The 25,910-nt window shown below is 59.1% G+C and carries 21 protein-coding genes, 1 other RNA gene and 1 pseudogene; 11 read left to right on the plus strand and 12 right to left on the minus strand.

Going from position 1 to position 25,910, the window contains the following annotated elements:
* The first annotated feature begins 32 nt into the window (after positions 1-32).
* On the plus strand, positions 33-1,667 hold the full coding sequence (locus IEV54_RS13855; RefSeq protein WP_150278807.1) for a ShlB/FhaC/HecB family hemolysin secretion/activation protein: 1,635 nt from the start codon (positions 33-35) through the stop codon (positions 1,665-1,667).
* Positions 1,668-1,700: 33 nt separating this feature from the next.
* Here the strand turns inward: IEV54_RS13855 and IEV54_RS13860 are convergent, their stop codons facing one another.
* The 3 genes from IEV54_RS13860 to IEV54_RS13870 all read right to left on the minus strand — a co-directional run bounded on the left by IEV54_RS13860 (position 1,701) and on the right by IEV54_RS13870 (position 7,479).
* Positions 1,701-4,514: an FAD-binding and (Fe-S)-binding domain-containing protein gene (locus tag IEV54_RS13860; protein WP_150278853.1), complete on the minus strand. Its 2,814-nt coding sequence runs from the start codon at positions 4,512-4,514 to the stop codon at positions 1,701-1,703.
* A 43-nt stretch (positions 4,515-4,557) separates the two neighbouring features.
* Entirely contained in the window at positions 4,558-5,703 is a 1,146-nt protein-coding gene (gene lldD, locus IEV54_RS13865; RefSeq protein WP_150278806.1) for an FMN-dependent L-lactate dehydrogenase LldD, read from the minus strand.
* Positions 5,704-5,784: 81 nt separating this feature from the next.
* Positions 5,785-7,479, minus strand: coding sequence for an L-lactate permease (locus IEV54_RS13870; protein ID WP_150278805.1), 1,695 nt, complete (start codon positions 7,477-7,479; stop codon positions 5,785-5,787).
* 319 nt (positions 7,480-7,798) lie between these two features.
* Here IEV54_RS13870 and IEV54_RS13875 point away from each other — a divergent pair, with 319 nt between their 5' ends.
* Positions 7,799-8,566, plus strand: coding sequence for an FCD domain-containing protein (locus IEV54_RS13875; RefSeq protein WP_150278804.1), 768 nt, complete (start codon positions 7,799-7,801; stop codon positions 8,564-8,566).
* Here IEV54_RS13875 and IEV54_RS13880 read toward each other — a convergent pair.
* Both IEV54_RS13880 and IEV54_RS13885 read right to left on the minus strand, forming a co-directional pair.
* On the minus strand, positions 8,563-9,216 hold the full coding sequence (locus tag IEV54_RS13880) for a class I SAM-dependent methyltransferase (RefSeq protein ID WP_223825526.1): 654 nt from the start codon (positions 9,214-9,216) through the stop codon (positions 8,563-8,565). The two genes, IEV54_RS13875 and IEV54_RS13880, sit on opposite strands and share 4 nt — an antisense overlap.
* Before the next feature lie 3 nt (positions 9,217-9,219).
* On the minus strand, positions 9,220-10,200 hold the full coding sequence (locus tag IEV54_RS13885) for an arsenic resistance protein (protein WP_150278803.1): 981 nt from the start codon (positions 10,198-10,200) through the stop codon (positions 9,220-9,222).
* Between the two features lie 123 nt (positions 10,201-10,323).
* On the opposite strand from IEV54_RS13885, the gene IEV54_RS13890 reads away from it, so the two are divergent.
* On the plus strand, positions 10,324-11,301 hold the full coding sequence (locus tag IEV54_RS13890) for a potassium channel family protein (protein WP_150278802.1): 978 nt from the start codon (positions 10,324-10,326) through the stop codon (positions 11,299-11,301).
* A gap of 45 nt (positions 11,302-11,346) precedes the next feature.
* On the opposite strand, the gene IEV54_RS13895 is transcribed toward IEV54_RS13890, so the two are convergent.
* The 3 genes from IEV54_RS13895 to smpB all read right to left on the minus strand — a co-directional run bounded on the left by IEV54_RS13895 (position 11,347) and on the right by smpB (position 13,842).
* On the minus strand, positions 11,347-12,801 hold the full coding sequence (locus IEV54_RS13895) for an MATE family efflux transporter (protein ID WP_373286452.1): 1,455 nt from the start codon (positions 12,799-12,801) through the stop codon (positions 11,347-11,349).
* 90 nt (positions 12,802-12,891) lie between these two features.
* Positions 12,892-13,280: a transfer-messenger RNA gene (gene ssrA, locus IEV54_RS13900) on the minus strand.
* 79 nt (positions 13,281-13,359) lie between these two features.
* On the minus strand, positions 13,360-13,842 hold the full coding sequence (gene smpB / locus IEV54_RS13905) for an SsrA-binding protein SmpB (protein ID WP_150278800.1): 483 nt from the start codon (positions 13,840-13,842) through the stop codon (positions 13,360-13,362).
* 112 nt (positions 13,843-13,954) lie between these two features.
* Here smpB and IEV54_RS13910 point away from each other — a divergent pair, with 112 nt between their 5' ends.
* Genes IEV54_RS13910 through IEV54_RS13920 form a run of 3 tightly spaced genes read left to right on the plus strand, consistent with a single transcriptional unit; the run spans position 13,955 to position 16,114 of the window.
* Positions 13,955-15,358, plus strand: a complete 1,404-nt coding sequence (locus IEV54_RS13910) for a sodium-dependent transporter (protein WP_150278799.1) — start codon at positions 13,955-13,957, stop codon at positions 15,356-15,358.
* Positions 15,359-15,378: 20 nt separating this feature from the next.
* Positions 15,379-15,816: a type II toxin-antitoxin system RatA family toxin gene (locus IEV54_RS13915; RefSeq protein WP_150278798.1), complete on the plus strand. Its 438-nt coding sequence runs from the start codon at positions 15,379-15,381 to the stop codon at positions 15,814-15,816.
* A gap of 4 nt (positions 15,817-15,820) precedes the next feature.
* The gene (locus IEV54_RS13920; RefSeq protein WP_150278851.1) at positions 15,821-16,114 is read left to right on the plus strand and encodes an RnfH family protein; all 294 of its coding nucleotides are present in this window, start codon (positions 15,821-15,823) and stop codon (positions 16,112-16,114) included.
* Between the two features lie 88 nt (positions 16,115-16,202).
* Here IEV54_RS13920 and IEV54_RS13925 read toward each other — a convergent pair.
* A pseudogene (locus tag IEV54_RS13925) lies at positions 16,203-16,577 on the minus strand (outer membrane protein assembly factor BamE); the annotation flags it as partial.
* 92 nt (positions 16,578-16,669) lie between these two features.
* Between IEV54_RS13925 and fur the strand changes: the two are divergent.
* Complete coding sequence (fur, locus tag IEV54_RS13930; RefSeq protein ID WP_150278796.1) at positions 16,670-17,074, plus strand: ferric iron uptake transcriptional regulator; 405 nt, start codon at positions 16,670-16,672, stop codon at positions 17,072-17,074.
* 80 nt (positions 17,075-17,154) lie between these two features.
* Here the strand turns inward: fur and recN are convergent, their stop codons facing one another.
* Entirely contained in the window at positions 17,155-18,828 is a 1,674-nt protein-coding gene (gene recN / locus IEV54_RS13935; protein ID WP_150278795.1) for a DNA repair protein RecN, read from the minus strand.
* A gap of 176 nt (positions 18,829-19,004) precedes the next feature.
* Here recN and grpE point away from each other — a divergent pair, with 176 nt between their 5' ends.
* The 4 genes from grpE to dapB all read left to right on the plus strand — a co-directional run bounded on the left by grpE (position 19,005) and on the right by dapB (position 23,685).
* Positions 19,005-19,583, plus strand: coding sequence for a nucleotide exchange factor GrpE (gene grpE / locus IEV54_RS13940; protein WP_150278794.1), 579 nt, complete (start codon positions 19,005-19,007; stop codon positions 19,581-19,583).
* A gap of 90 nt (positions 19,584-19,673) precedes the next feature.
* Positions 19,674-21,596 (plus strand): molecular chaperone DnaK, encoded by a 1,923-nt coding sequence (gene dnaK, locus IEV54_RS13945; RefSeq protein ID WP_150278793.1) that lies wholly within the window; start codon positions 19,674-19,676, stop codon positions 21,594-21,596.
* A gap of 126 nt (positions 21,597-21,722) precedes the next feature.
* A complete protein-coding gene (gene dnaJ / locus IEV54_RS13950; RefSeq protein ID WP_150278792.1) occupies positions 21,723-22,865 on the plus strand; it encodes a molecular chaperone DnaJ in 1,143 nt (380 codons plus the stop codon).
* A 13-nt stretch (positions 22,866-22,878) separates the two neighbouring features.
* Positions 22,879-23,685, plus strand: a complete 807-nt coding sequence (gene dapB, locus IEV54_RS13955) for a 4-hydroxy-tetrahydrodipicolinate reductase (RefSeq protein WP_150278791.1) — start codon at positions 22,879-22,881, stop codon at positions 23,683-23,685.
* Positions 23,686-23,755: 70 nt separating this feature from the next.
* On the opposite strand, the gene IEV54_RS13960 is transcribed toward dapB, so the two are convergent.
* Together IEV54_RS13960 and IEV54_RS13965 are read right to left on the minus strand one after the other, a co-directional pair.
* Positions 23,756-24,622: an MBL fold metallo-hydrolase gene (locus IEV54_RS13960; RefSeq protein ID WP_150278790.1), complete on the minus strand. Its 867-nt coding sequence runs from the start codon at positions 24,620-24,622 to the stop codon at positions 23,756-23,758.
* Positions 24,623-24,666: 44 nt separating this feature from the next.
* The gene (locus tag IEV54_RS13965; protein WP_150278789.1) at positions 24,667-25,905 is read right to left on the minus strand and encodes an OprD family porin; all 1,239 of its coding nucleotides are present in this window, start codon (positions 25,903-25,905) and stop codon (positions 24,667-24,669) included.
* Positions 25,906-25,910 lie beyond the last annotated feature (5 nt).

Here is a 25,910-nt window from a genome sequence, read left to right on the forward strand (position 1 = left end):
ACGGATGGCCGTTTCACAACCAGGAATATCGAATGAATTATTGGCGTTTATGCCGGCAGGTGATGTTACTCAGCATGCTCATCCCGAGTGTCCAGGCTCAATCACTCCCCGGAGTGGCTGGCCCTGCGGGCAGGGAAAGGGAGCTGCTGCGTCGGGAGCAGAATCTGCAGGAACGCAGGGAGTTGCAGCAGCGTGAAGAGTCGCCGATTGCGCCCGAGGTTATCGAGACGCCCGATGAGGGGCCTGCCTTTATTCTCAATAGCGTGCGTTTTACCCAGTCGGAGTTGCTCTCAGCACAGGAGCTGAAAACCATTGTGCTGCCCTACCTGGGCCAGCAAACACGCTTGTCTGATCTGAATCGGATGGTTACGCAGATCAACACGGCCTACCGGGAAAAAGGCATTTATACGGCGACCGCCCTGTTGCCCAAGCAGGCCGTGACAGGCGGTGTGGTGATCATTCGCCTGGTTGAGGGCAAGCTTGGCGAGATGGTTATCGAGGGCAACAGTTACCTTGCCGAACCCTACGTGCGGGAATGGGTGCCATTCGCGGCTGACAAGACCCTGGTTGACATGAATGCCCTGGAAAACAATATCCTGGAGTTCAACCGGGTCAATGATGCGCGTTTGGAAGCCGAGTTACGCGCGGGCAAGGACTTTGGTCTCACGGATATTGTCGTGGTCGTCGATGAGCCGCTGCGCAACACAGTGCAGCTGTTTGTCGACAACTACGGCTATGCCAGTTCCGGCGAAGCAGAAGTGGGGGCGATCTACCGCCGCCAGAGTGTGTTTACAGGGAATGACCGCGGACTGCTGTATGCGCTGGCATCGGCAGGCAACCAGTCCGTCACGGCGATTTACAGCGCGCCGGTGAAGGCCAGCCGCTGGCGTCTTGGCGGCAGTCTTGCGGTCAACCGGTCAGAGGTGACCGAGGGTGACTTCAAGGATCTGGCGGTAGAGGGAGACTCGACCAGCATGACGCTCGATGCGTCCTGGCTTGCCATCTCATCCAGCCATTTCTGGCTCAACGCGCTCGGTTCGGCGATGTACTCGAACTCCTCGACCTCGGTGCTTGGAGAGGACATCAGTGACTACACCATCAGCAAACTGAGTACCGGCGCTCAAATGACCTGGCTTGGCTCGGGCTGGCAGATATCCGCCCGGCAGCTGGCCGGATGGGTGACCGCGCAGAACCAGGCAGCCACTGACGGTGACAAGAGCTTTGCGGTATTGAATGGCGATGCCAGCGCCTATTACCAGTACGGCCAGTCCGACTGGTACGGGTTGGCGCAGATGGATTATCAATTCACCAATGAAGAGGCGCTGCCCGGCGCTGTGGCCTACTCCATTGGTGGGCCAACATCGGTTCGGGGCTATGCGCCGGGTCTGATCAGCGGGGATTACGGCATCCAGACCAGTCTCGAGACCCATTACCGGGGCATGAACGCGCTGGGCGGTGAACTCGACCCGTTTGTTTTCTATGACTTTGGCACGGTGCGCTCGAAAAACCCTGCGCAGACAGCACAAGCGGTAGGTCTGGGCCTTGGCTGGACGGGTGTGAAGGGCTTCTCGGCGAGCATGACCTATGCCAGCGCGTTGGACGATATTCTCCCGGACCAGGATGACTGGGTTCTCTATGCCCGTTTGAGCTGGGATTGGGGCAGGTGACAGCGTCGCGCTGAGCCTGCCTGCCATGGTGGGCTAGCGGCTCATTCTTGGCCTGGTCACCCGGTCCACCAGATAGACCAGCCCATGGTAGTCGATGCCGCCATGCTGGCTCAGGCCTATCTCGCAGGTGCGGCTGGTGCTGATGCCTTCTCCGCAGTACTGCACCGCGTCCTTGAGGTTGCGCAGGGCGTGGGCATTCAGCTCGGGTGTAGTGAAACCCTTGTCGCCGGCAAAGGCGCAGCAGTGAATACCCTCGGGAATCACCACCTCGGTGGTGCAGCGCCGGACGATATCGATCAAACCCTCGGCTTCGCCCAGGTGCTGGGTGCTGCAGGTCACGTGCACCGCTATGGGTGCCTGTTGTGGCGTGAAATCCAGCTTCTGTAACAGATGCTCGCGGATAAAGCGTACCGGATCATAGACATCCAGGCGCGGATCGGCGCCCTCCTGCAGCAGACTCAGGGTGCAGGGCGAGGTGTCACAGTAGACCGGGTCCACACCGCCACGGCTGGCTTCAAGCAGTGCGGCGATCAGCTCCTGCTTCTTGCGCTCGGCCTGGTCGGGATAGCCCTTGGAAGCGAAGGGCTGGCCGCAGCAGAGGTTATCTAGCCCGGCAGGAAATACCACCTGATAGCCGGCCTTCTCCAGCAGCATCCGGGTTTTATCGATCAGCGACGTCTGTTCTCCATCCGAAGCCGCCGGCCCCATCGCCCGGGACACACAGGCCTCCAGATAGACCACGCGCGGACGCGAGTCGCTAGGCGGGTTGGGTAGACGCATGCGGCGGGCCGGCTCGGGCATTGCAGCAGTCCACTGGGGAACTCGACCTCTGCTGGCTCTGGTCAGCGCGGCCGAGGTGCGAGCCAGCAGCGGTGCGCCCAGGGTCGCGCGGGCGCCGCTGGCCAGATAGAGCATGGCGCGGGCGGCACTCACCGTGGTGTGAAAGTGATCGGCCATCCAGGTGGCTGCCCGCGGGCTCTTGGCCTGTTGTGCGCGCAACTTGCGTACCAGATCCCCGGTGTTGATGCCCACCGGGCAGCGTTGGGCGCACAGGCCGGTGGCGGCGCAGGTGTCGATGCCCTGGTAGCGGTAGTCGCGCTCCAGTGCCGAGGTATCAGTGCCCGCGCGTTTCTTCGCCTGAATATCCCGCCAGATCACGATGCGCTGGCGCGGGCTCAGGGTAAGCCCCTGTGACGGACAGACCGGCTCGCAGAAACCGCACTCGATGCACTTATCGACGATTTCGTCGGCAGCCGGCAGCGGCTTGAGGTTCTTCAGGTGGATCTGCGGATCCTCGCTGAGCACCACATCGGGGTTGAGGATGCCCTGGGGGTCGAGCAGGCGCTTGATCTGCCACATCAGCTGGTAGGCATCGCTGCCCCACTCCAGTTCCACGAAGGGGGCCATGTTGCGCCCGGTACCGTGTTCGGCCTTCAGCGAGCCGCCAAATTCCACCGCCACCAGCTGGGCCACATCCTGCATGAAGGCTTCGTAGCGCGCGACCTGGGCCGGGTCGTCAAAGCCCTGGGTGAAGACGAAGTGCAGATTGCCCTCCAGGGCGTGGCCGAAGATGATCGCCTCGTCATAGCCATGACGCTCGAACAGCTCGATCAGGCGGTTGACGCCCTGGGCCAGTTGTTCGATGGGGAAGGTCACGTCCTCGATGATCACCGTGGTGCCGGTCTGACGTACCGCACCCACGGCGGGGAAGGTGTCCTTGCGGATCTTCCAGAGCTGGTTGTAGACCAGGGGGTCTTCACTGAACTCCACGCATTTTTCCAGCGCAAAGTCGGCAATCGAGGCCATGATCAGCACCAGTTGCTCATGCAGCAGGGACTGGCTGGCGGCGCGGGATTCGATCAGTAACGCGCAGGCGCCGGCTGACAGGTCCTTCACCCAGGCAGGCATGCCCGGCTGGTTTTCCACCGAGTGCAAACTGCGCCTGTCCAGCAACTCCACGGCCGAAACCGGCTGGGGTTTGAGTACCGTCACCGCCTGGCAGCAGCTTTGTACGTCGGGAAATACCAGTAGTGCGCTGGCCTTGTGCGGAAAATCCGGGACGGTGTTGTAGGTGACCGAGCTGATAAAGCCCAGTGTGCCCTCGGAGCCCACCATCAGGTGGCTGAGAATATCCAGCGGCTGATCAAAGTCGATCAATGCGTTCAATGACAGCCCGGTGGTGTTTTTCAGTCGATACTTGTGACGAATTCTGTCGGCCAGTGGGGTATTGGCCCGAGTCTGCCGGCCGAGCTCGGCCAGTTGCCCGAGCAGCTCGGCGTGGCTGGTTTCGAATGCCGCAATGCTCTGTGGGTCTTCGCTGTCCAGTACGCTGCCATCGGCCAGTACCAGGCGGATGCCGGCCAGGGTGTGGTAGGTATTCTGCGCGGTGCCACAACACATGCCGCTGGCGTTATTGGCGACAATGCCGCCGATCTTGCAGGCGTTGATCGACGCCGGGTCGGGGCCGATCTTGCGCTGGAACGGCAGCAGTACCGAGTTGGCATGCGCGCCGATCACGCCCGGTTGCAGACGGATCTGCCGACCCTGGTCGCGTACCTCACGGCTGTTCCAGCGCTCGCCCAGCACAATCAGCAGCGAATCCGAAATGGCCTGGCCGGACAGGCTGGTGCCGGCCGCACGGAAAGTGACCGGTACCTGATGGTTGCCGGCCAGCCTGAGCAGGGCGACGACTTCCTGCTCCGATTCAACCCGCACCACCAGCTTGGGGATCAGCCGGTAGAAACTGGCATCGGTACCGAAAGCCAGAGTCGAGAGCGGATCGTCAAACCGACGCTCGTCGGGAATGACGCTCGCGACTGCGGTCAGAAAAGGGGCAGGCAACGGCATTGAGACGGTCATGGTAGCTCCGGTCGTATCGGTAAAGCCTGGCTCAGCGTCCCAGTTCGCGCACCAGGGAATCGGCACTGATCTCGCTGATGCTCTTGGCACCGGTGAGCACCATGGCCACCCGCATCTCTTTGTCGATCAGCTCCAGCAGATTACTTACCCCTGCGCCCCCGGCCGCTGCCAGCGCGTAGATATAAGCGCGCCCCAGCATCACGGTGTCGGCTCCCAGGGCGAGCATGCGCACCACATCCAGTCCCGTACGAATGCCCGAATCAGCAAGTATTTTCAGGTCGCCCTTCACCGCATCGGCAATCGAGGGCAGGGCGCGGGCGCTGGACAGGGCGCCGTCGAGCTGACGGCCGCCGTGGTTTGATACCACGATACCGTCAGCCCCAAAGCGCACTGCATCACGGGCGTCCTCGGGATCCAGAATACCCTTGATCACCATGGGGCCGTCCCAGAACTCGCGGATCCATTCCAGATCCTTCCAGGAAATGGACGGGTCGAAATTCTCCCCCAGCCAGCCGATGTAATCCGCCAGCCCGGTCGGGTTGCCGCGGTAAGTGGAAATATTTCCAAGGTCATGGGGGCGGCCCAATAAACCTACATCCCAGGCCCAGGTGGGATGCATGGCAGCCTGCAGCATGCGGCGCATGGGTGCATTGGGGCCGCTCATGCCGGAGTGTGCATCGCGGTAGCGCGCGCCGGGCACGGGCATGTCGACAGTGAACACTAGGGTGGTGACGCCCGCGGCTTTTGCCCGTTCCAGGGCGTTTTTCATGAAGCCGCGGTCCTTGAGCACGTACAGCTGAAACCACATGGGCCGGTCGATGGCCGGTGCGACTTCTTCGATGGGGCATACCGAAACGGTCGAAAGCGTGAAGGGAATACCCTTGGCAGCAGCTGCCTTGGCCGCCTGCACTTCACCGCGCCGGGCGTACATACCGGTCAGTCCAACTGGCGCCAGGGCAACCGGCATTGCCAGGGTCTCGTTGAACAGGCGCGTTTCCAGGCTCAGTTCTGACATGTTGCGCAGCACCCTCTGGCGCAGGGCGATGCCGGCCAGATCATCCACGTTGCGCCTGAGCGTGTGCTCGGCGTAAGAGCCGCCATCAATGTAGTGGAACAGAAACGGCGGCAGCTTGCGTTTTGCCGCAGCGCGGTAATCGGTAGAGGCTGAGATAATCATGAAATTCACTCTGTAACAGAAGAAAGCCGGAAACGCCGGAATGCCTGCTGCCCGCCCCGGTCATGCCGGGGCGAGCGTCGCTCAGCTGGCCATCAGCGGATCGCTTATGCCCATCACGTAAACGGCAAACAGCGCGATCAGACCGGTGAACAGCACATAGTACAGCGTCGGCCAGATGGTCTTGCGCAGTATGCTGCCTTCACGCCCGAGCAGCCCCACGGTAGCGGAGGCTGCGACCACGTTATGAATGGCCACCATGTTGCCCGCCGCAGCGCCAATCGCCTGCACCGCGACTATCAGGGCTGTGGAAATACCCAGGCTGTCGGCCACACCGAACTGGAACTGGCTGAACATCATGTTGCTGACCGTATTGGAACCGGCAATAAAGGCGCCAAGCGCACCAATACTCGGGGCCAGCAATGGGTAGATGCTGCCCACGCTGTCTGACACCCAGAGCGCCATCAGGATCGGCATGCTGGCCAGGTCCGCCTCGTTGACGCCGGAGTTGATAAGGATGCGCACCATGGGCACGGTGAACAGCAAAACGAAGCCGGCACTGAGCAGCACGCCCGAAGACTCCTTGATCGCCACGCCCAGCTCACGGGGCTTCATGCCGTGCAGGAAAAAGGTGGCGATTACCACCGCAACCAGAATACCGCCAGGCAAATACAGGGGCATGAAGTTGGCACTGACACCGGTTTCGCCAAGCAGGTCAGGGAAGTTGAGCATGACTGCTTTCAGTGCCGCACTAACTTCAGGCACCACGCGGCTGAGCACCAGCAACAGGCCGACCAGCACATAGGGCAACCAGGCACGCAGGCTGCTCATTGATTTGGCAGTCAACTGGTCCAGTTTCATTTCCACAGAACCCAACCACTCAGTGGGCCAGTCTTTTGCGGGAGCAAAATCCCAGGTGGTCTTTGGCAGTAAAAAGCCTTTGCGCGCCGCTGTGGTAACAATGGCCAGACCGATCAGTCCGCCGCCCAGGGATGGAAACTCGGGACCCAGGAAAATACCAGTCGCCGCGTAGGGCAGGGTAAAGGCCAGGCCGGCAAACAAGGCGAACGGCAATACCTCAAAGCCTGCTTTCCAGCTCTTTTCAGTGCCGAAAAAGCGCGTGAGCATCAGCACCATGATCAGTGGCATCGCCGTACCGACTATGGCATGGATGATCGCTACTTCACTGGTGATCAACTGCAGAAACTGCGCCCATGAAGAACCCTGTTCGATCAGCTGTGCGCCGATAGCTGCTGAATCCAGACCAGTACTCACACCCACCACAATTGGTGTGCCCACCGCACCGAATGACACCGGCGTGCTCTGTACCAGCATGCCCATCAGAACGGCGGCCATGGCCGGAAAACCGATCGCGACCAGCAGCGGAGCGGCAATTGCCGCCGGCGTACCAAAGCCTGATGCGCCTTCTATAAAGCAACCGAACAGCCAGGCGATGATAATGGCCTGGATGCGGCGATCGGGGCTTATGGTGGCGAAACCCGCGCGGATTGCAGTGATACCACCGGAATGCTTGAGCGTATTGAGCAGCAGGATGGCGCCAAAAATGATCCACAGCAGACCGATGGTGATCACCAGGCCCTGGAGCGTAGACGCCAGCACCCGGTTGAAACTCATGTCCCAGGCAAAAAGTCCCACGGCGGCGGTGACCAGATATACCAGCGGCATGGCTCGTCTGGCTGGCCAGCGCAGACCTACCAGCAGGATGGCGGCCAACAGAATGGGTGAAAACGCCAGGAGCGCGAGGAGTCCGTTAGACATGTCGGTTCTCCGCTCAAAGGGCCGCGCAGCGGCAGAACACAGCCACAGCACGATCAGGATGGATGAATGCGATCAACATGGGAAAACCTCGGCTGATTGTTGGAATTATTGTCAGGTTTGTTTAATTGGTAAGACCAATTTACAATTAGCAGGCCCCAGACTAAAAGTGTGCGATCAAGGTGTCAATCCCGCAGATGTACGACTTTGGTCGTGTGGGGCTTGTCTTGAAGCGTGTTGTGGGTGTTTCGGTGGCTGGTTAGACTGGCGTGCTAGTGCGCATCAGAGCGCCGACAAGGGTTTAGAAGCTCTGGAGAAAAATATGGGTTTTGGTCAGATACAGGCACGCCGTTTGTCGGATGACATCGTCACCAAGCTCGAGGGCATGATTCTCGAGGGTACGCTCAAGGCTGGCGAACGCCTCCCCGCAGAGCGGGTATTGGCCGAACAGTTCGGCGTATCGCGCCCATCACTGCGTGAAGCAATTCAGAAACTGGCGGCCAAAGGGCTGCTGATCAGCCGTCAGGGCGGCGGTAACTATGTTGCCGAGTCCCTGGGCTCTACCTTTAGCGACCCACTGTTGCCCTTGCTGGAAGACAACCCCGAAGCCCAACGTGATCTGCTCGAGTTCCGACATACTTTGGAAGGATCCTGCGCCTTTTATGCTGCGCAGCGGGCCACCGAGCCGGATCGCCAGCGTCTGACCGAGGCATTTGCAGCGCTGCAGAACTGTTACTCACGGGTGGGCGAGGTCAGCCGGGCGGAGGAGGGCGCCGCCGATGCGCGCTTCCACCTGGCGATTGCCGAGGCCAGCCATAACGCCGTATTGCTGCATACCATCCGTGGGCTGTTTGATCTGCTCAAGCGCAACGTGGTAACCAACATAGGCGGCATGTACGCCCAACGTACCGAAACCCGCGACATGCTTATGAAGCAACACAGCGAGCTGTATCAGGCGATTATGGCCGGCGAAGCGCAAAAGGCGCGCGCTTTCTCCGACAGCCATATCCACTACGTTCAGGAAGTGCTCGCCGACGTGCTGGAAGAAAGTCACCGCGTCGCCCGGGCCCAGCGCCGCCAGGGGCTCTAGGCGTTATCAGGTTTCTTCAGTAACGCGACATTGGCGCAGGGTATCTCGCAATGCCAGTTGCGCTGCCGGGCGATGGCCTGGAAGGTGTTTTCCCGATAGAACACCACATGGGTGGGATCGCGGCGGTAGTGCCACTTGGCAAAGGCGCTGTCGTCGGTCTGGAACATCGTCATGATGGCCAGCCAGCCGCCGGGCTTGAGCAGGCGATCCAGCAGAACGAACTCATCGAACGGATGATGGAAATGCTCGGCCACCTCGGTGCAGGTAATGAAGTCATAGCGCTGCTCCAGAACCTCGGGCTGGTCAAAAAACAAGGGGTCGTAAATAGCCATGCCATGACCCGCATCGGTCAGCATGGCCGCCAGCGCGGGGCCGGGCCCGCAACCGTAATCCAGCCCGGATAGCCCCGGCTCCAGTCGCGCCAGCAGGGGCGTGGCCACCCGACCGAGAAAACGCCGGTATCCCTCATCCTCTACTTCGTTACGGTGCAGGCGGTATTGCTGCTCCTCGGTTGATCCGTCCGGTAGCTGCGAGGGATCCAGAAAGGTGGCCTGGCAATGCTGGCATCGCCAGTAATCCAGTGACTCAACCAGCATGAAATGCGTGCAATCGCTGCTGCGGCAAACGGGGCAGGGAAAATCAGCAGACATTGTTTAATCCATCGAATCGTTAATAGCTGGCTTGAACAGACGGCGCGGTACCCACCACAGGTAAAACACCATTCCGAATAGCTCCACCAGGGACTGGAACACGATCACAACCACCGTGGTTTCCCAGCCGGCGGGTAAAGCCAGCGCCAGGGGTAATACCACGAAGGAGTTGCGGGTACCCATGCTGAAAGCCAGCGTGCGACCGGTTTCCAGGGGCAGCCGCAACCAACGCGTAAGGCCGCGCGCCAGCAGGGCGCAAACCAGCAGAAAGCCGATAAATACCGGTAGCACCGCCAGTAGGGCCGGACCAGCGGAGATTACCGTGTTGACCTGCGCCCCAGCAATCATGAATACGACCAAACCCAGCAAGGGCACCGGCCACCAGGCAAGACGCTCCCGCCAGACCTCACGCCCTCGGCGGGCCTCGACCCAGCGTTCAGTCACCCCTGCCAGCAGTAACGGCAGGGCAATCAGCGTTAGGGCCGCGGGTAACATGGCGGCGGTTATAAGGGCTGCACCCAGTTCTGTCGCAGGCAACATCAGCCAGAGATAGACCGGTAACAGCAGTAACTGCAACAGCAGGTTCAACGGCGTGATGGCAACGGCCTTGGCAGTATTGCCGCGGCCGAGCTGAGTAAAGGTCATAAACCAGTCTGTGCAAGGCACCAGCAGAACCAGCAGTACGCCCAAACGCAAGGCGGGATCATCGGGTAGCAGCGGCAGCATGATCCAGACCAGAAGCGGGATAAACAGGAAATTGCCGAGCACCACGGCCACCACAAAGCGCCGGTCCCGAAAGGCTTCACGCACATGTAGCAGAGGCACCTGCACAAAGGTGGCATACAGCAGCACAGCCAGAACGGGCCAGAGCACGCTCTCGAACAGCGGTGCGACAACGGGTGCAACCGTGCCCAGCGCCAGGCCACTGAGGATAGCGGCTAGATAGATCCACACCTGATGACGTTCCAGACAGTCTCGGCTCAATAGTATCGGCTCCTGCAATCAGAGCGCTGCATGCTCCGGTCGTTTTGGGGATGTACTCGCATATCAAGCGAACAATGAAGGGTCTCGGGAGTCACATACCCAGGGTGTAAGCACGGAGGACCCATGGAAATTTTACTGACGCTCCTCGCAGGGTTGATTGCTGGCGTGACCTTGTGGGATCAGTTTGTCACTGTATTCAGTACAGGTGGCGCCGGCCCCCTGAGTCAGAGAGCCTACCAGGGGCTCTGGCATGTTCTGCTGCTTATTCACCGGAGGCAACCCATCCATCGCGTTCTGAAGTATGCCGGTCCCGCGATGATCTTGCTGAGTATTGTGACCTGGTATCTCATGCTGGTGCTGGCGCTTTTCCTGGTCCTTGTCGCTCACCCCGGGTCGGTCATTAATAACGTCTCCATCGCATCCGCTGATGCCATGGAGACGCTGTATTTTACCAGCACCACACTGTCGAGCCTGGGATATGGTGACTGGGTTCCCTCGGGGCCGCCCTGGACTTTTGTCAGCACGCTGGCGACTCTTTTGGCGACCATAGTTATTACCGTGTCTCTTTCCTACGTGATCTCCGTTATATCGGCTGCGGTTGAGCGGCGAAGTCTGGCCACCGGTATCTTTGCCATGGGGAAAACCGAAGAGGACATTATCCGCAACGCGAGCCTGCGTGATCCGGAGGGCTCCTTGAAGAACTATCTGTTCAGCCTGTCTTCGGCTATCGATCAGCAGGCGCTGCGCCATCTCGCCTATCCGGTGCTCAAATACTGCCACGCCACCAGAGCGGAGCTTTCCCCTGCCAGGGCAATGCTGTTGCTGGGCGACACGCTTTTTCTGCTTGATCTTGAAGACTCCACATCGCTCCAGGGCATCACACGGGTGCTGCGAAGCAGCATCAACAACTTTGCCGAATTCAGCAGAGCAGGCACCGCATCGGCGGAGCTCGGCGACAGCGAGAAAAGCCGTTTGGCAGGCGTGGCAGCAACACTCGAGCTGGCTACTGACCGCGCTGAGTTCGACCGGGCTTACGAGGCATACGCACCGCTGCGCCGTAGGCTGATTTCGCTATGTGAGGAGGACGGTTGGACCCTGTAACAGGCGGACGAGTGATCAGGATGCTTTATCCGATGTCGGCGTATGTCAAGGCAGCCTGCCGATCTCGCGTCTGGTATAAAAGTGCGCTATCACTGCGCTGCCTATCACCACCGCGACGATGGTGTAGAACATTGACACCATGGGATAGTCCCAAACCACGATGAGGACATAGTTGATCAGTGCGGGGATCACCAATTGCCTCGCTATACCCAGGTACATCGGAAACAGGGGTTTGCGTATTGCCTGCAGCACCGCGACGCTCTGAAACAGAACGACATAGGCATAAAACGCCAAGGCATCGATTCTGAGGTAGGTCACGCCGGTCTGTCGTATTGCCTCTGCATCGGTGAAAAAGCCCACCATCAGAGGAGATAAAAAGTACATCACAGGGACGGACATCAGTGCCATCACCAGCCCAATCGACAGGCTTTTCTGGTAGGTCTCGGCGACTCTCGAATTATGTCCCGCCCCCATATTCTGGCCGGCGATAGCCATGACCGCACTGTTCAAACCCAGGGCCGGCAGTAATAACAGCTGTTCCAGCCTCAAGCCTACTGTGTAACCCGCCACGTGTTGGCTGCCAAACTGCCCGATGAGGGCTACGGTAATGAAGCCACCCAGAACGATGGTGAGCATGTTGAAGCTGGCGGGCAGTACCTGCTTGAGCAAGGCTTGCCAACGAGGCCAGTCGAACGCAGGTCTTATTCGGATATTCAGCCGCTTGGCAAGCACGTATAGCAAGTAGAAAGCGGTTGCCAGTTTGATGGTAACGGTCGCTAACGCTATGCCCGTTACGCCAAGCCCAAGGCCGAACGTGAAAAGGGGATTCAACGCAAAGTTCGCGAAAAAGCCAATGGCCAGGGCGTTGCGATTGGAGTGGGTATCGCCCAGGGCCATCAAGGCACCCGCTGCAGCAAAAGAGAGAGTGAAACCGATAGAGCCAGCCAAGGTTACCCACAGATACTCCATGGCCAACGGCTCAATGTGAGGCTCTGCACCGAGCAATACCACCAGAGGGCGTGCGGCGACGGCTCCGAGCAACAGGGATACGACACTGAAGGCAATCGCCATTCCGATTATGTTGTCGACCCACTCCTTGATCTGACTTGTGCCGTCATGCATGGCACCCCGTCCGACCTCAGGTGCAATCATGGCTGACGCACCCGTCTGTATACCTATGCCAATGGAGAGCAGCAGGAAAAACACGCTGCCTGCAATGGACAAGGCGGCCAGTGAATCATCACCCAGGTAACCTGCGAACCAGATGTCTGTGAGGTTATAGAGGGTGTTGAACACCATCCCCATGGATGCCGGGATAGACAGTCTAATGATGTGGGCTGAGACGGAGCCGCTTGTCAGAGACGTTGAAGCAGGGGTGCCTTTCAAGGCGAGTTCTGAATCATGAGGGTGGCCAGGGCTGATAGGGTCTGGGCTGCTGAATGCGGCGGTTTTCACTGCTGGGATAGTAACCCAGGAGCGGCTGTTCTGCCTGACGCCCATGTTAAATCGGATTTCGAGCCACTTGGGGCTGGGCACCCGCCGAACGGCAGGCACAAAAAAAGACGTCCGAAGACGTCTTTCTTTGGTATTTGGTGGAGCCGGGGGGATTTGAACCCCCGTCCGCCAGTCCGCCACTATCAGTTCTACATGCTTAGCCATCTCAATTAAGTTAACTCCGCACCGCCCGAGTGGCAGGGTGTTTGGAGCGAGTCGTGTAATGTTTAGCCGCATCGTCCACGACATACTAAGCGGCGATCCTGTTCTATCTGACAATCACTTCGAGTTTACAGGCATCCTCTAATGATCGCTGGAGCCGAAGCTACCAGAAGTGCTATCTAGGCAGCTTACGCTGCTAGTTGAGCACCATAATTGTCGTCATTGGCAATTATATAGGTTTGCAACAGTGGATTTACGAGTTCTGTTACCAACTCGGCATGCCCTTCAAGCTTTGTAACCGTCGTCGAATCCAAATCGGCCCCAAAACTGTTTAGGTCTCTTACAAGATCAGACCGGATTGTACCGCAAAAGTTCCCTGGTTGATAGAACGCCCGTGATTGGTCAGCGGCTGTTGTCGCGAACCACCCGGGCTTTCTCCCTGGTCCAGTCGCGTTCCTTCTCGACCTGGCGCTTGTCGAACTCCTTCTTGCCGCGCACCAGGGCGATCTCGCATTTGACCAGGTGGCCTTTCCAGTAAAGCGCTAGCGGTACGCAGGCGAAGCCTTTCTGCTGCACGCCGGTGATCAGCTTGTCCAGCTCACGGGCATGCAGTAGCAGCTTGCGGGTGCGGGTGGGGTCGGCTACCACGTGAGCGCTGGCAGTCTGCAGGGGCGTGATATGCGCTCCCAGCAGAAAGGCCTCATTGTTCTTGAGGAGAATGTAACTGTCGACCAGCTGCACCTTGCTCGCGCGCAGACTTTTCACTTCCCATCCGGTCAGCGCAACGCCTGCCTCAAAACGGGCTTCGACAAAATAATCGTGTTTGGCCTTCTTGTTCAGCGCAATGGTGCCGCTGTTGGCCTTGGGTTTCTTTTGGTTGCTCATAGGGGGCGCATTATAGGGGTTGGGGGAAGGTTCGGCTATACGGGCCTTGTCCGTGTTGGTCAAAATCTGGACAATGCCGTTCCTTTTTTCTCTACCCCACAGGTTTCTCGCCATGTCGCAGGACAATGTTTCCATTCACGGTATCTGGGCAAGCCGCTGGGTTTTCATCCTGGCGGCTACCGGTTCGGCGGTGGGTCTGGGGAATATATGGAAGTTTCCCTATATGGCCGGCGTCTACGGTGGCGGCGCTTTCGTGCTGGTTTATCTGATCTGTATCGCGCTGGTCGGTTTGCCGATCATGCTGGCGGAAACCGTGCTGGGTCGGCGGGGGCGTCGCAGTCCGGTGAATACCTTACGCAATCTGGCCATACAGGCGGGTGCCTCGGCGCGCTGGTCCTGGGCGGCGGTCATGGGGATGATTGCGGCCTTGCTGATTTTGTCTTTTTACAGCGTTGTCGCTGGTTGGTCGCTGGATTACATCATCGGTATGGGGCGTGGTGATTTTGTCGGGATCGACGGTGAGGGTGCCGGGGCCCGCTTTGGCGCCCTGACGGCCGACCCGCTGCGCCTGAGCCTGTGGCATACGCTGTTCATGCTGGTGACTGCATTCATTATCGCCAGGGGTGTGGTAGCTGGTCTGGAGCGCAGCCTGCGGATCATGATGCCGCTGTTGTTTGTGCTGCTGATCATTTTGCTGGGCTACAGCCTGACCACTGGGCATTTCATGCAGGGTGTAGAGTTTCTCTTTCATTTTGATCTGGCCAGTGTGCCGGACGGCATTCTTGCGGCCATGGGGCATGCCTTTTTTACCCTGAGCGTGGGCGTGGGGTCGATCATGGTGTTTGGTTCCTACATGCCGAAGAAGTCCTCCATTGGCGGTACCGTTATTACTGTGGCGTTGCTGGATACGGCGGTAGCGCTGACCGCCGGGCTGGCACTCTTTCCGATTGTATTTGCTGCCGGGCTGGAGCCGTCCGCCGGGCCGGGCCTGATGTTCGTGACCCTGCCAATCGCCTTCGGCAATATCATGCTCGGGCAGGTGTTTGGTCTGCTGTTCTTTGTACTGGTGGCGGTGGCGGCCTGGAGCTCGGCTATCTCGATGCTGGAGCCTGCCGTGGCGTACTGGGTAGAACGGACGGGCTGGACCCGTGTACGCATTACCTGCCTTGTAGCTTTCCTGTGCTGGGTGGTTGGTCTGGGTACCGTGCTGTCTTTCAATCTGCTGGCTGATGCCCGCTTCTTCGTAACCGATGAGGCCGGTTGGCACCTGTTCAAGTGGACCGAGCAGGGCGGCAAGACGTTCTTCGAAAGTGTGGATTACCTGACCAGCAGGATCATGCTTCCCCTGGGTGGGTTGCTGTTTGCGGTATTTGCCGGGTGGGTGCTGGGCCGTGATGTATTCCGCGCGGAACTGGCTCTGCGGCATCCGCGGCTGTTTCCGGTGGTATATTGCCTGCTACGCTACGTCGCTCCGCTGGGAGTGCTGGTCGTGTTTGTCACTGAACTGTTCAAGTAACGAGGCTCTGTCTACCACCCATGACGCATATTCATCGCTCGGCCCTGCTGCCCTATCCTGCGCATCGACTCTTCGAGCTGGTTAATCGGGTCGAACATTATCCGGAGTTTCTGCCCTGGTGCTCCCGGGCAGAGGTGCTGGATGAGACGCAAATCGAGATGCGCGCACGCTTGACCGTTGCCAAGGCGGGTATCAGCTCGGCTTTTGTTACCCGTAACAGCCTGGTACCCGGTGAGCGGATCGAGTTGCGTCTGGAAGACGGCCCTTTCAGTGATCTGAACGGTGTGTGGGAGTTCAAGGCACTGGGTGAGCATGCCTGCAAGATAACCCTGGACCTGAATTTCCATTACGCGGGACCGGTGGTCAAGGCTACGCTGGGGCCGCTGTTCAATCAGGCTGCCAACAATATGGTTGAAGCATTTTGTCAGCGTGCAAAGGAGTTGTACGGTGGTCGATAAGACGATGATGGTGGAGGTGGCATACGCGCTTCCGCACAAGCAGAAGATTCTCAGTCTGACAGTCAGCGAAGGCACGACAGTGCGTCAGGCAGTCATGGCTTCAGGCATCAACGAGCATTTTCCCGAGGTAGACCTGCAGAGCTGTCCGGTGGGGATTTTTGGCAAGGCGGTGCCCAAGCCTGATGAGCGGCGTATCAATTCAGGGGAGCGGGTGGAAATATATCGTCCGCTGATTGCCGATCCCAAGGAGGTTCGCAAGCAGCGGGCGGCAAAGAACAAGGCAGCCAAGGAAACCTGAGCCGGCTTCCTGGTGATCGGGAGTCTTATTCGCCTGTGCCCAGTGGGGCGCCAAGATCAACCGGGTAGCTCTGTACGTCATCGGACTCGGCAGCTGAGCCGTTGTCCATGATCTGTTGTTCGCGGCTTGCGCCAGGTACGAAATCGCCACCCAGACCGACCAGTAGATCATTTTCGAAGGTGAGTACCACGCGTTCCTGCTCGCGTTTCTGGTGACCGGCCTTCATGCTGTACAGGTAGTCCCAGCGCTCAGGGTGGAACGTATCCTGAATCAGTGGTGTACCCATTATGAAACGCACCTGCCGGGTGGTCATGCCGGGGCGCAGTTGGTTGACCATTTCCTGGGTCACTACATTCCCTTGTTGCACATCAATCTTGTACACCCCGGGGAAGCTGCAGCCAGCAAGGCCGAGCGCCGAGAGACACACGAGGATACAGAGGATTCGGTATAGGCTGTTCGGCATGACGTGTTAACATCCATTATCTTGAAGCGGTTAATAGCCGAGAATCATACCCGACTGATCCCGCCCTGCGAAGCGCTGAACGAGAAACTGACATGGTTGAAAATCAAGAACTCCGTAAAGCCGGCCTGAAAGTAACCCTGCCGCGTGTAAAGATCCTGCAGATGCTGGACAGTTCCCCGGAACGCCACCTGAGCGCCGAAGATGTGTACAAGGCGTTGATGGAGGCGGGTGAGGACGTCGGGCTTGCGACAGTATACCGGGTGCTTACCCAGTTCGAGACGGCCGGTCTGGTCGAGCGGCATAACTTCGATGGTGGCCACGCAGTCTTCGAACTTGCCGACTCCGAGCACCATGATCATATGGTCTGCGTCGATACCGGTGAAGTGATCGAGTTCTTCGACGCGGAGATTGAGCGTCGGCAGAAGGAAATCGTGAAACAACACGGTTTTGAAATGGTTGATCACAATCTGGTTTTGTACGTGAAGAAGACCAAATAAAGCGGACAGCGAACGCGTCAGCTGATCAAAAAGCCAGGCCTCGAGCCTGGCTTTTTTGTGAGCGCTCGTTTTGCGTTGGTTTATTGTGCGACCGACATCAGTTTGCGGGCATGGGCCAGGGATTCCTCGGTCATGTCGATGCCGCCCAGCATCCGCGCAATCTCCTGCACCCGGCCTTCCTGGCTTAGCCGGTCGATGCGCGTACTGGTGGATTCATCGGTCTGTTCCTTGCGCACGAATAGGTGCTGGTGACCATGGGCGGCCACCTGGGGCAGGTGAGTGACGGTGAGGACCTGGCCATTGCTGCCCAGCTTGCGCAGCATGCTGCCCACAATTTCGGCCGTAGGGCCGCCGATACCCACATCGACCTCATCAAACACCAGCGTCGGCACGCGTGAGGTTTGCACGGTGGTGACCTGGATGCCCAGGCTGATGCGCGATAATTCGCCGCCGGAGGCGACCTTGGCCAGTGGCTTGGCGGGCTGACCAGGGTTGGCGCTGACCAGGAGCTCAACCGCCTCCTGTCCATGGGGCATTATGGCTTCGGCAGCGTGGGGCTGCAGCTGCACCTTGACCTGGCCTCCGGGCATGCCCAGTTGCTGGATCTGGCCGGTAACGGCTTCACCCAGGCGAATAGCAGCCTCATGGCGCACCCCGCTGAGCTCCACGGCCAGCTGCCGGTAGTGTTCGCGGAATGCCTCAAGCTCCTCACCCAGGCGCTCGGCGTCCAGATCCTGTTGCTGCATGCTCTCCAGTTCGTCGATCAATTTTTGCTGCAGGGCCGGTAATTCGTCCGGATTGACCCGGTGCTTGCGTGCCAGGTCATGGATCACGCCAAGGCGCTCCTCCACCTGTTGCTGGCGCTCGGGGTCTGCCTCGAAATGGTCCAGGTAGCGGGTCAGCTCGCCCACCGCTTCCTCGATCTGGATCTGCGCACTGGCGAGCATGCCGTTGGCTTCATCCAGGCTGTGATGGTTGTTCTTGAAAGCAGTCAGGCGCTGTTGGCTGGCTGTTAGCGCCTGTAGCACGCTACCACTGTCGTTCTCGCTGCACAGGTTGATGACCTGCTGGCACGACTGCATGATCTGCTCGGCGTTGGCCAGCTGACGCTGGTCGTTTTCCAGCTCCTCGATTTCGCCTTCCTGCAGGCTGAGGTTATCCAGCTCTTCAAGCTGGTAGGTCAGCAGTTGAAGCCGTGAGCTCTTCTCGTCACCCTGTTGACTGGCTTGCTGCAATGCCTGTTCGGTCTGCTTGCAGCGCTGCGCAGCCAGTTGCACCTGGCGGGCGAGCTCGCGACTTCCGGCGTAGTCGTCGAGTAAGCGGCGGTGGGTATCGGGCTTGAGCAGCGACTGATGCTCGTGCTGGCTGTGAATATCGATAAGCATGCCGCCCAGGGTTTTCAGGTCCTGCTGCGGGCAGGGGCTGCCATTGATGTAGCCGCGGGAGCGTCCTTCGGCGGTAATCACCCGGCGCAAGATCACCTGCTGGTCGTCACCCGCCAGGTCGCGCTCGGTAAGCCAGGCGGTGGCTTCGGGAATCTGGCTGATGTCGAAGGTCGCCAGGATGTCGGCCTTGTCGGTGCCCGGGCGCACGGCGCCGCTGTCTGCCCGGTCACCCAGGGTCAGCGCGAGGGCGTCGAGCATGATCGACTTGCCGGCACCGGTCTCCCCGGTGATCGCAGTCATTCCGCTGCTGATCTCCAGTTCAAGATGGTCGACGATCGCGTAGTTGTTCACCGCCAGGTGGACGAGCATGGCCAGGCTCCTGCAAGTTTGGTCTGGTTATTTATACAGTAGTTTCCGTTCTGTCGACAAGTACTCTGCATGCATGCGGTTTCTACCCCTTGAAGCCCGCGGGAAAGACCCCATATAAGGTGCTGATACCAGTCAACGGGCGCTCGAGCGCCCCGCAGTCAGAATAGGAGACACAGATGGCAGACGAACACAGACAGGATCCTGCTGGCCCTGAAGAGACGGAAGACATGCTCTCGTCGGAGGCTCCCGAGGATCTGGCTGCGCGGGTTAGCGTCCTCGAGGATGAGCTGGCCGCTGCGAAGGATCAGGCGCTGCGCGCCGCTGCGGACGTGCAGAACGCCCGTCGACGCGCCGAGCAGGAAGTCGAGAAGGCGCACAAGTTTGCGCTAGAACGCTTTGCCAACGATCTGCTGCCGGTGCTCGAAAGCCTGGAACGCGGTGTTGAGCTGGCTGATCCGAATGACTCGACGATCAAGCCGATGCGCGACGGCATGGAGCTGACGCTGAAAATGTTCGGTGAAACCCTGGAGCGCTTCCAGATCGTGGCGGTTGACCCCCATGGCGAGCCCTTCAATCCGGAGCTGCATCAGGCAATGGCGATGGAGGAGCGCGACAATGTCGAGCCCAATACCGTCATCCGTGTATTTCAGAAGGGTTACACCCTGAGCGGCCGTCTGTTGCGTCCGGCGATGGTCGTTGTGAGCAAGACTCCGGCGGACAAGCCTGACACTCCCTCGATTGATGAGCAGGCTTGAAATTGATTTTGCTGCCCCCATCTAGGGTGCATAGATAGATAAACCCCTGCCGCCGGCCAGCCGCGGCAAAGCTGAATCGGAGATTTACATATGGGCAAGATTATCGGTATTGACCTCGGAACCACCAACTCCTGCGTTGCAGTGATGGAAAACGGTGTAGCCAAGGTAATTGAGAACTCGGAAGGTACTCGTACCACGCCTTCCATCGTTGCATACACCAATGATGGCGAGACCCTGGTCGGCCAGTCGGCCAAGCGCCAGTCGGTCACCAACCCGCAGAACACCCTGAACGCGGTCAAGCGTCTTATCGGCCGTCGCTTCGAGGAAGAAGTCGTACAGAAGGACATCAAGCTCGTCCCCTACAAGATCGTCAAAGCCGATAACGGCGATGCCTGGGTCGAAGTGAAGGGCGAGAAGATCGCACCACCGCAGATTTCTGCCGAAGTGCTGAAGAAAATGAAGAAGACCGCTGAAGATTACCTCGGCGAGAAAGTAACCGAAGCGGTTATTACCGTTCCGGCCTACTTCAACGACAGCCAGCGTCAAGCTACCAAGGACGCCGGTCGCATCGCCGGTCTGGACGTCAAGCGGATCATCAACGAGCCGACCGCTGCCGCACTGGCCTACGGTATGGACAAGTCCCGTGGCGACTCCACCATCGTCGTATACGACCTGGGTGGCGGTACCTTTGACATTTCCGTGATCGAAATTGCCGAAGTAGATGGCGAGCACCAGTTCGAAGTGTTGGCGACCAACGGCGACACCTTCCTGGGTGGCGAAGATTTCGACATGCGCCTGATCGACTATCTGGCCGACGAGTTCAAGAAAGAGAACGGCATCGACCTGCACACCGATCCGCTGGCGCTGCAGCGTCTGAAGGAAGCGGCTGAGAAGGCCAAGATTGAGCTGTCCTCGAGCAACCAGACTGACGTCAACCTGCCGTACATCACGGCCGATGCGACTGGTCCCAAGCACTTGAACGTCAAGGTGACCCGCGCCAAACTGGAGTCTCTGGTTGAAGAGCTGGTCAAGCGCAGCATCGAGCCATGCCGTGTAGCCATGAAAGACGCCGGCCTGGATGTTTCCGAGATCAACGACGTGATTCTGGTTGGCGGTCAGACACGTATGCCGCTGGTACAGAAGACCGTTGCCGACTTCTTCGGTAAAGAGCCGCGCAAGGACGTTAACCCCGATGAAGCAGTGGCCGTAGGTGCTGCGATCCAGGGTGCCGTGCTGGCTGGTGACGTGAAAGACGTACTGCTGCTCGACGTGACGCCGCTGTCGCTGGGTATCGAAACCATGGGCGGTGTGATGACCACGCTGATTGAGAAGAACACCACGATTCCTACCAAGAAATCGCAGGTATTCTCGACCGCCGATGACAACCAGACCGCCGTGACCATTCACGTGATGCAGGGTGAGCGCAAGCAGGCGACGCAGAACAAGTCACTGGGCCGCTTCGACCTGGCAGACATTCCGCCCGCACCACGCGGTGTGCCACAGGTTGAAGTCAGCTTTGATCTGGACGCCAACGGTATCCTCAACGTGTCGGCGAAGGACAAGGCAACCGGCAAGCAGCAGTCGATCATCATCAAGGCCTCTTCCGGTCTGACCGATGAAGAGATCGATCAGATGGTGCGTGATGCCGAGGCCAATGCCGATGAAGATCGCAAGTTCGAAGAGCTGGTAACTACCCGTAACCAGGCTGACCAGCTGGTGCACGCCACCCGCAAGACTCTGACCGAGGCAGGTGACAAGGCTACCGAGGAAGAGAAGACTGCAATCGAAGCGGCACTGGCTGATCTGGAAACGGCCATCAAGTCTGACGACAAGGCTGAGATCGAAGCCAAGATCAACGCGCTGTCCGAAGCGTCCGGCCCGCTGGTACAGAAGATGTATGCCGAGCAGGCGCAGGCTGGCCAGGGCGAAGAAGCTCAGGGCGACAGCCAGAAGGACGCCGGTGACGACGTGGTCGATGCCGAGTTCGAAGAAGTGAAAGACAACAAGAAGTAAGTCTTTCAGCGACAGGCAGTCGTGCGTTACAAAGCGCACGACATACCATTGCAAGGCAACGCGGGAGCTCATCCCGCGTTGCTGTTTGTGTCAAAGGGACAAGTCCCGGTAAAGGAAATCTGAACGATGGCCAAGCGTGATTATTATGAAGTGCTGGGTGTCGAGCGCGGCGCCAGCGAAGCGGAGCTGAAAAAGGCCTACCGCCGACTGGCAATGAAATACCATCCCGACCGCAATCCTGACGATGAAGGTGCGATCGAGAAGTTCAAGGAAGCCAACGAAGCCTACGAGATTCTCACCGATGCGCAGAAGCGTGCGGCCTATGACCAGTACGGTCATGCCGGTGTGGATCCGAGTATGGGTGGTGGAGCTGGCGCGGGTGGATTCGCCGGCGGCAATTTCTCGGATATCTTCGGCGACGTGTTCGGCGATATTTTTGGTGGCGGCGGCGGTGGTCGCGGCCGTTCCAGCGTGCAGCGCGGCAGTGACTTGCGATACACACTGGAACTGGATCTGGAAGAAGCCGTACGCGGCACCACAGTGACCATCCGCGTACCGACCCTGGTCGAGTGCGGCACCTGTGATGGCAGCGGTGCGAAGAAGGGCACCAGCCCGGTTACCTGTACCACCTGTGGTGGGCACGGTCAGGTGCGTATGCAGCAGGGTTTCTTCTCGGTTCAGCAGACCTGCCCGCGGTGCCATGGCACCGGCAAGATGATTACAGATCCGTGCAAGGACTGTCAGGGCCAGGGCCGCGTTGAAGAGCAGAAGACGCTTTCGGTCAAGGTCCCGGCTGGTGTTGATACCGGTGATCGTATTCGTCTGGCAGGTGAAGGCGAGGCGGGCGTCAATGGTGGCCCGGCGGGCGACCTCTACGTGGTGGTCTCCGTGCGCGAGCACAAGATCTTCCAGCGTGACGGCAAGAATCTGTACTGCGAAGTGCCAATCAGTTTTGCCGATGCGTCCCTGGGCGGCGAGCTGGAAGTGCCCACGCTGGATGGCCGCGTCAAGCTCAAGATTCCCGATGGCACCCAGACCGGCAAGCTGTTCCGCTTGCGTGGCAAGGGTGTGACGCCGGTCCGGGGTGGGTCACCGGGTGATCTGCTTTGCCGGGTAGCTGTCGAGACGCCGGTCAATCTGACCAAGCGTCAGCGTGAGCTCATCCAGGAATTGCGCGAGACGCTGCAGGAAGAGGGTTCCAATCAGTCACCACGGGCCAAGAGCTGGTTCGACGGTGTGAAGAACTTCTTTGAAGACATGAAATTCTGAGCGGAGCGCCGACATGAGAAGAGTAGCGGTTATCGGTGCGGCCGGACGTATGGGCAAGACGCTGATTGAAGCAATTGACCAGACCGATGGTGTCGAGCTTACTGCCGCGATCGAACGGCCGGAAAGCTCTCTGGTCGGTAGCGATGCCGGCGAGCTGGCCGGCATCGGGCGTAACTCGGTACAGGTGCAGGATAGCCTGCAAAAGGTGCTGGGCGACTTCGATGTGCTGATCGACTTTACCCATCCGAGTACGACTCTGGTCAATCTGGAGTTGTGTCGGGAGGCCGGCAAGGCGATGGTCATCGGCACCACCGGATTCACCGATCAGCAGAAGGAGATGCTGGCGGCGGCTGCGGCTGATATTCCGATCGTGTTTGCGCCCAACTTCAGCGTGGGCGTCAACCTGTGTCTGAAGCTGCTGGATATGGCGGCAAGGGTCATGGGCGACGAAGCGGATATCGAAATCATCGAGGCGCATCATCGCCATAAGGTGGATGCACCCTCGGGTACGGCGCTGCGCATGGGTGAAGTAGTAGCTGATGCGTTGGGTCGTGATCTGAGCAAGGTTGCCGTCTATGGGCGCGAGGGCCAGACCGGCGCTCGTGACCGCCAGACCATCGGTTTTGCAACGGTGCGCGCCGGTGATGTGGTGGGCGACCATACGGTGCTCTTCGCATCCGAAGGCGAGCGGGTAGAGATTACCCACAAGGCGTCCAGCCGGATGACCTTCGCCAAAGGCGCAGTGCGCTCTGCGCTCTGGCTGGATGGGCGGGCTCCGGGTCTGTATGACATGCAGGATGTGTTGTCGCTCAAGGATTAGGTGACGAGCAAAAACAGAAAAGGGCGACCACGTGTAGCGTGCCGCCCTTTTTATGTGGCCAGGTTGCTGGTTAGCGGCAGACCATTTTCAGGTTGCCTTGTGGGGCACTGACCCGATAGCGTCCATCGTTATCGCGCTCGACATAGGCGACTGCGACCAAGGGGTCATGGGTGAATACCAGTCGTCCGTGACGGTCCACCAAAGTATCTAAAAGGCCTTCTTTTTCATCGATCAGGGTTTCCGGGAATCGGTCATAGCCCATGGTGATTGGCAGGTGTACCCATGGGGTGCCAGGTATCAGGTCTCCGGGGAAGACCACGGGGCCCTCAGGCATGTCGAACTCGGGAATCATCAGGCCGGGCGTATGGCCGTCGCTGAAGTGGAATCGCCAGCTTTTGCCCAGAGTCGATGAATGTCGGCCATCTTCGATCAGTTCCAGTCGCCCGCTGGTTTCAAGCAGCTCAAGCAGCTCCGGTATGAATGAAGCCTGATCGCGCGGATGTGGGCGCTTGGCGCGGTGCCAGTGACGCTGACCGGTAATGAAAGTGGCGTTGGGGAACAAAAGCGTCGATGGCTGGCCCTGATCCCAGGTGCTGAGCAGGCCGCCGGCGTGATCAAAATGCAGGTGTGTGAGTACAACAACCTGTATGTCCTCATGGGTCAGACCGACTTCGCTGAGGCTGTCGAGCAGTACGTGGTGGTCTTCGACTATCCCATAACGCTCTTTCAGTCGTGGCTCGAAGAAGGCGCCAATGCCGGTTTCCACCAGGATGTTGCGACCTTCTTCCTGCACCAGTAGCGCTCGGCAGCTCAGACTGATGCGGTTCTGTTCATCGGTTTCAACCCAGCGCGACCATAAAGCTTTGGGCGCGTTGCCGAACATGGCGCCGCCATCGAGCCGCTGGCTGTTGCCTTCCAGAGTGGTGAATGTACGCATTGGGGCTCCTGTTTTCTCTATTGAGTGTGGCTGTATGGCATGCATCAAAACGACATGGCGTAGCCAACAATAATCCGGTTCTCATCCATGTCGCTGGCAAAGCTGCTGCGGTAGGTTGCGTTGCGCCAATGCAGGGACAGATTCTTCAGCGGGCCGTTCTGCAGGGTATAGGCCAGATCGGTATTGCGTTCCCACTCATTGCCACGCCCCGTGACCAGCTTGATGTTGTCACCGTGGGTGTAACGGTTCATCAGACTCAGTCCGGGCAGGCCAATATCGGTAAAACTGTAGTCGTGGCGTACCTGCCAGCTGCGCTCGTCGCGATTGGCAAAGTCATTGATCTGCACCAGATGGGTCAGGAACGGATCCGTGCCGCTCAGGTAAGCGAAGCCGGTACGTCCGTTCATCTGCTGATAGCTGGTACCCAGACGGTGCATGTTGTGCTGCCAGGCTAAAGTCAGGCTGGTCATGCGGTTGTCGATGTTGCTGCGCCCGGCATTGTTGCTGTCGGCATAGCGCAGGTTGGTATCCAGCTTGCCGATATTCAGCTGCTGGCTGTGGTTGAGTACCAGGTAGTGCTGACGATAGACGCCGTCGAGTTCGCCATAGTGGTAGCTGGCCCGGGTGTTGTCACTGAAGCGGTAGGTGGCTCCGGCGAAGTCAAAGGCATTGCTGTCTGGTTTGCCGCTGACAATCACATTGCGCGCGCCGCCCTGCACCGGTGCCATGCGCTGGTGGTCGGAGGAGTCGCGCAGGTTGATTGCATCGAAGCGTCCGAGGTCAAAGCTCAATGCCTCGTTGCCCTTGGCTTGTAGCCAGCCGCCGCGGAAGGTCTGCGGCAGCAGCCGGGAATCGTTGTGCATGGCCAGTGGCAATTGAGGCAGCAAGGTGCCCAGACGCAGTACATGCTGATCCAGTCGCAGTTTGGCGGTCAGGCCCAGTTGGCCGTATTCATCCATCGCTCGGTTGTCACTGCGGTCGCGCTTGAGCAGGCCGGTGCCGGTGCGATCAGGACTGGAGTCGAGCTTGATGCCGACCAGCGCCAGGGCGTCCAGGCCGACGCCGACCCGGCCGTCGGTATAACCCGACTGCCAGTAGCCACGAAGGCCCTGAGCCCATTCGTCGGCCTTGCTTTGGGGTGCATCGGACTGGCGAAAATCGCGGTTGAAGTAAAAGTTGCGCAACTCGATGCGGCTCTGGCTGTCCTTCAGAAAGCTGGCACTGGCCGGTAGGGCCAGCAGCGTGCTCAGGGTCGCCAGGCTAGCGGTATGCAGTATGTTCATTGGGG

Source organism: Halopseudomonas salina, from assembly GCF_014637955.1.
Lineage (GTDB): Bacteria > Pseudomonadota > Gammaproteobacteria > Pseudomonadales > Pseudomonadaceae > Halopseudomonas > Halopseudomonas salina.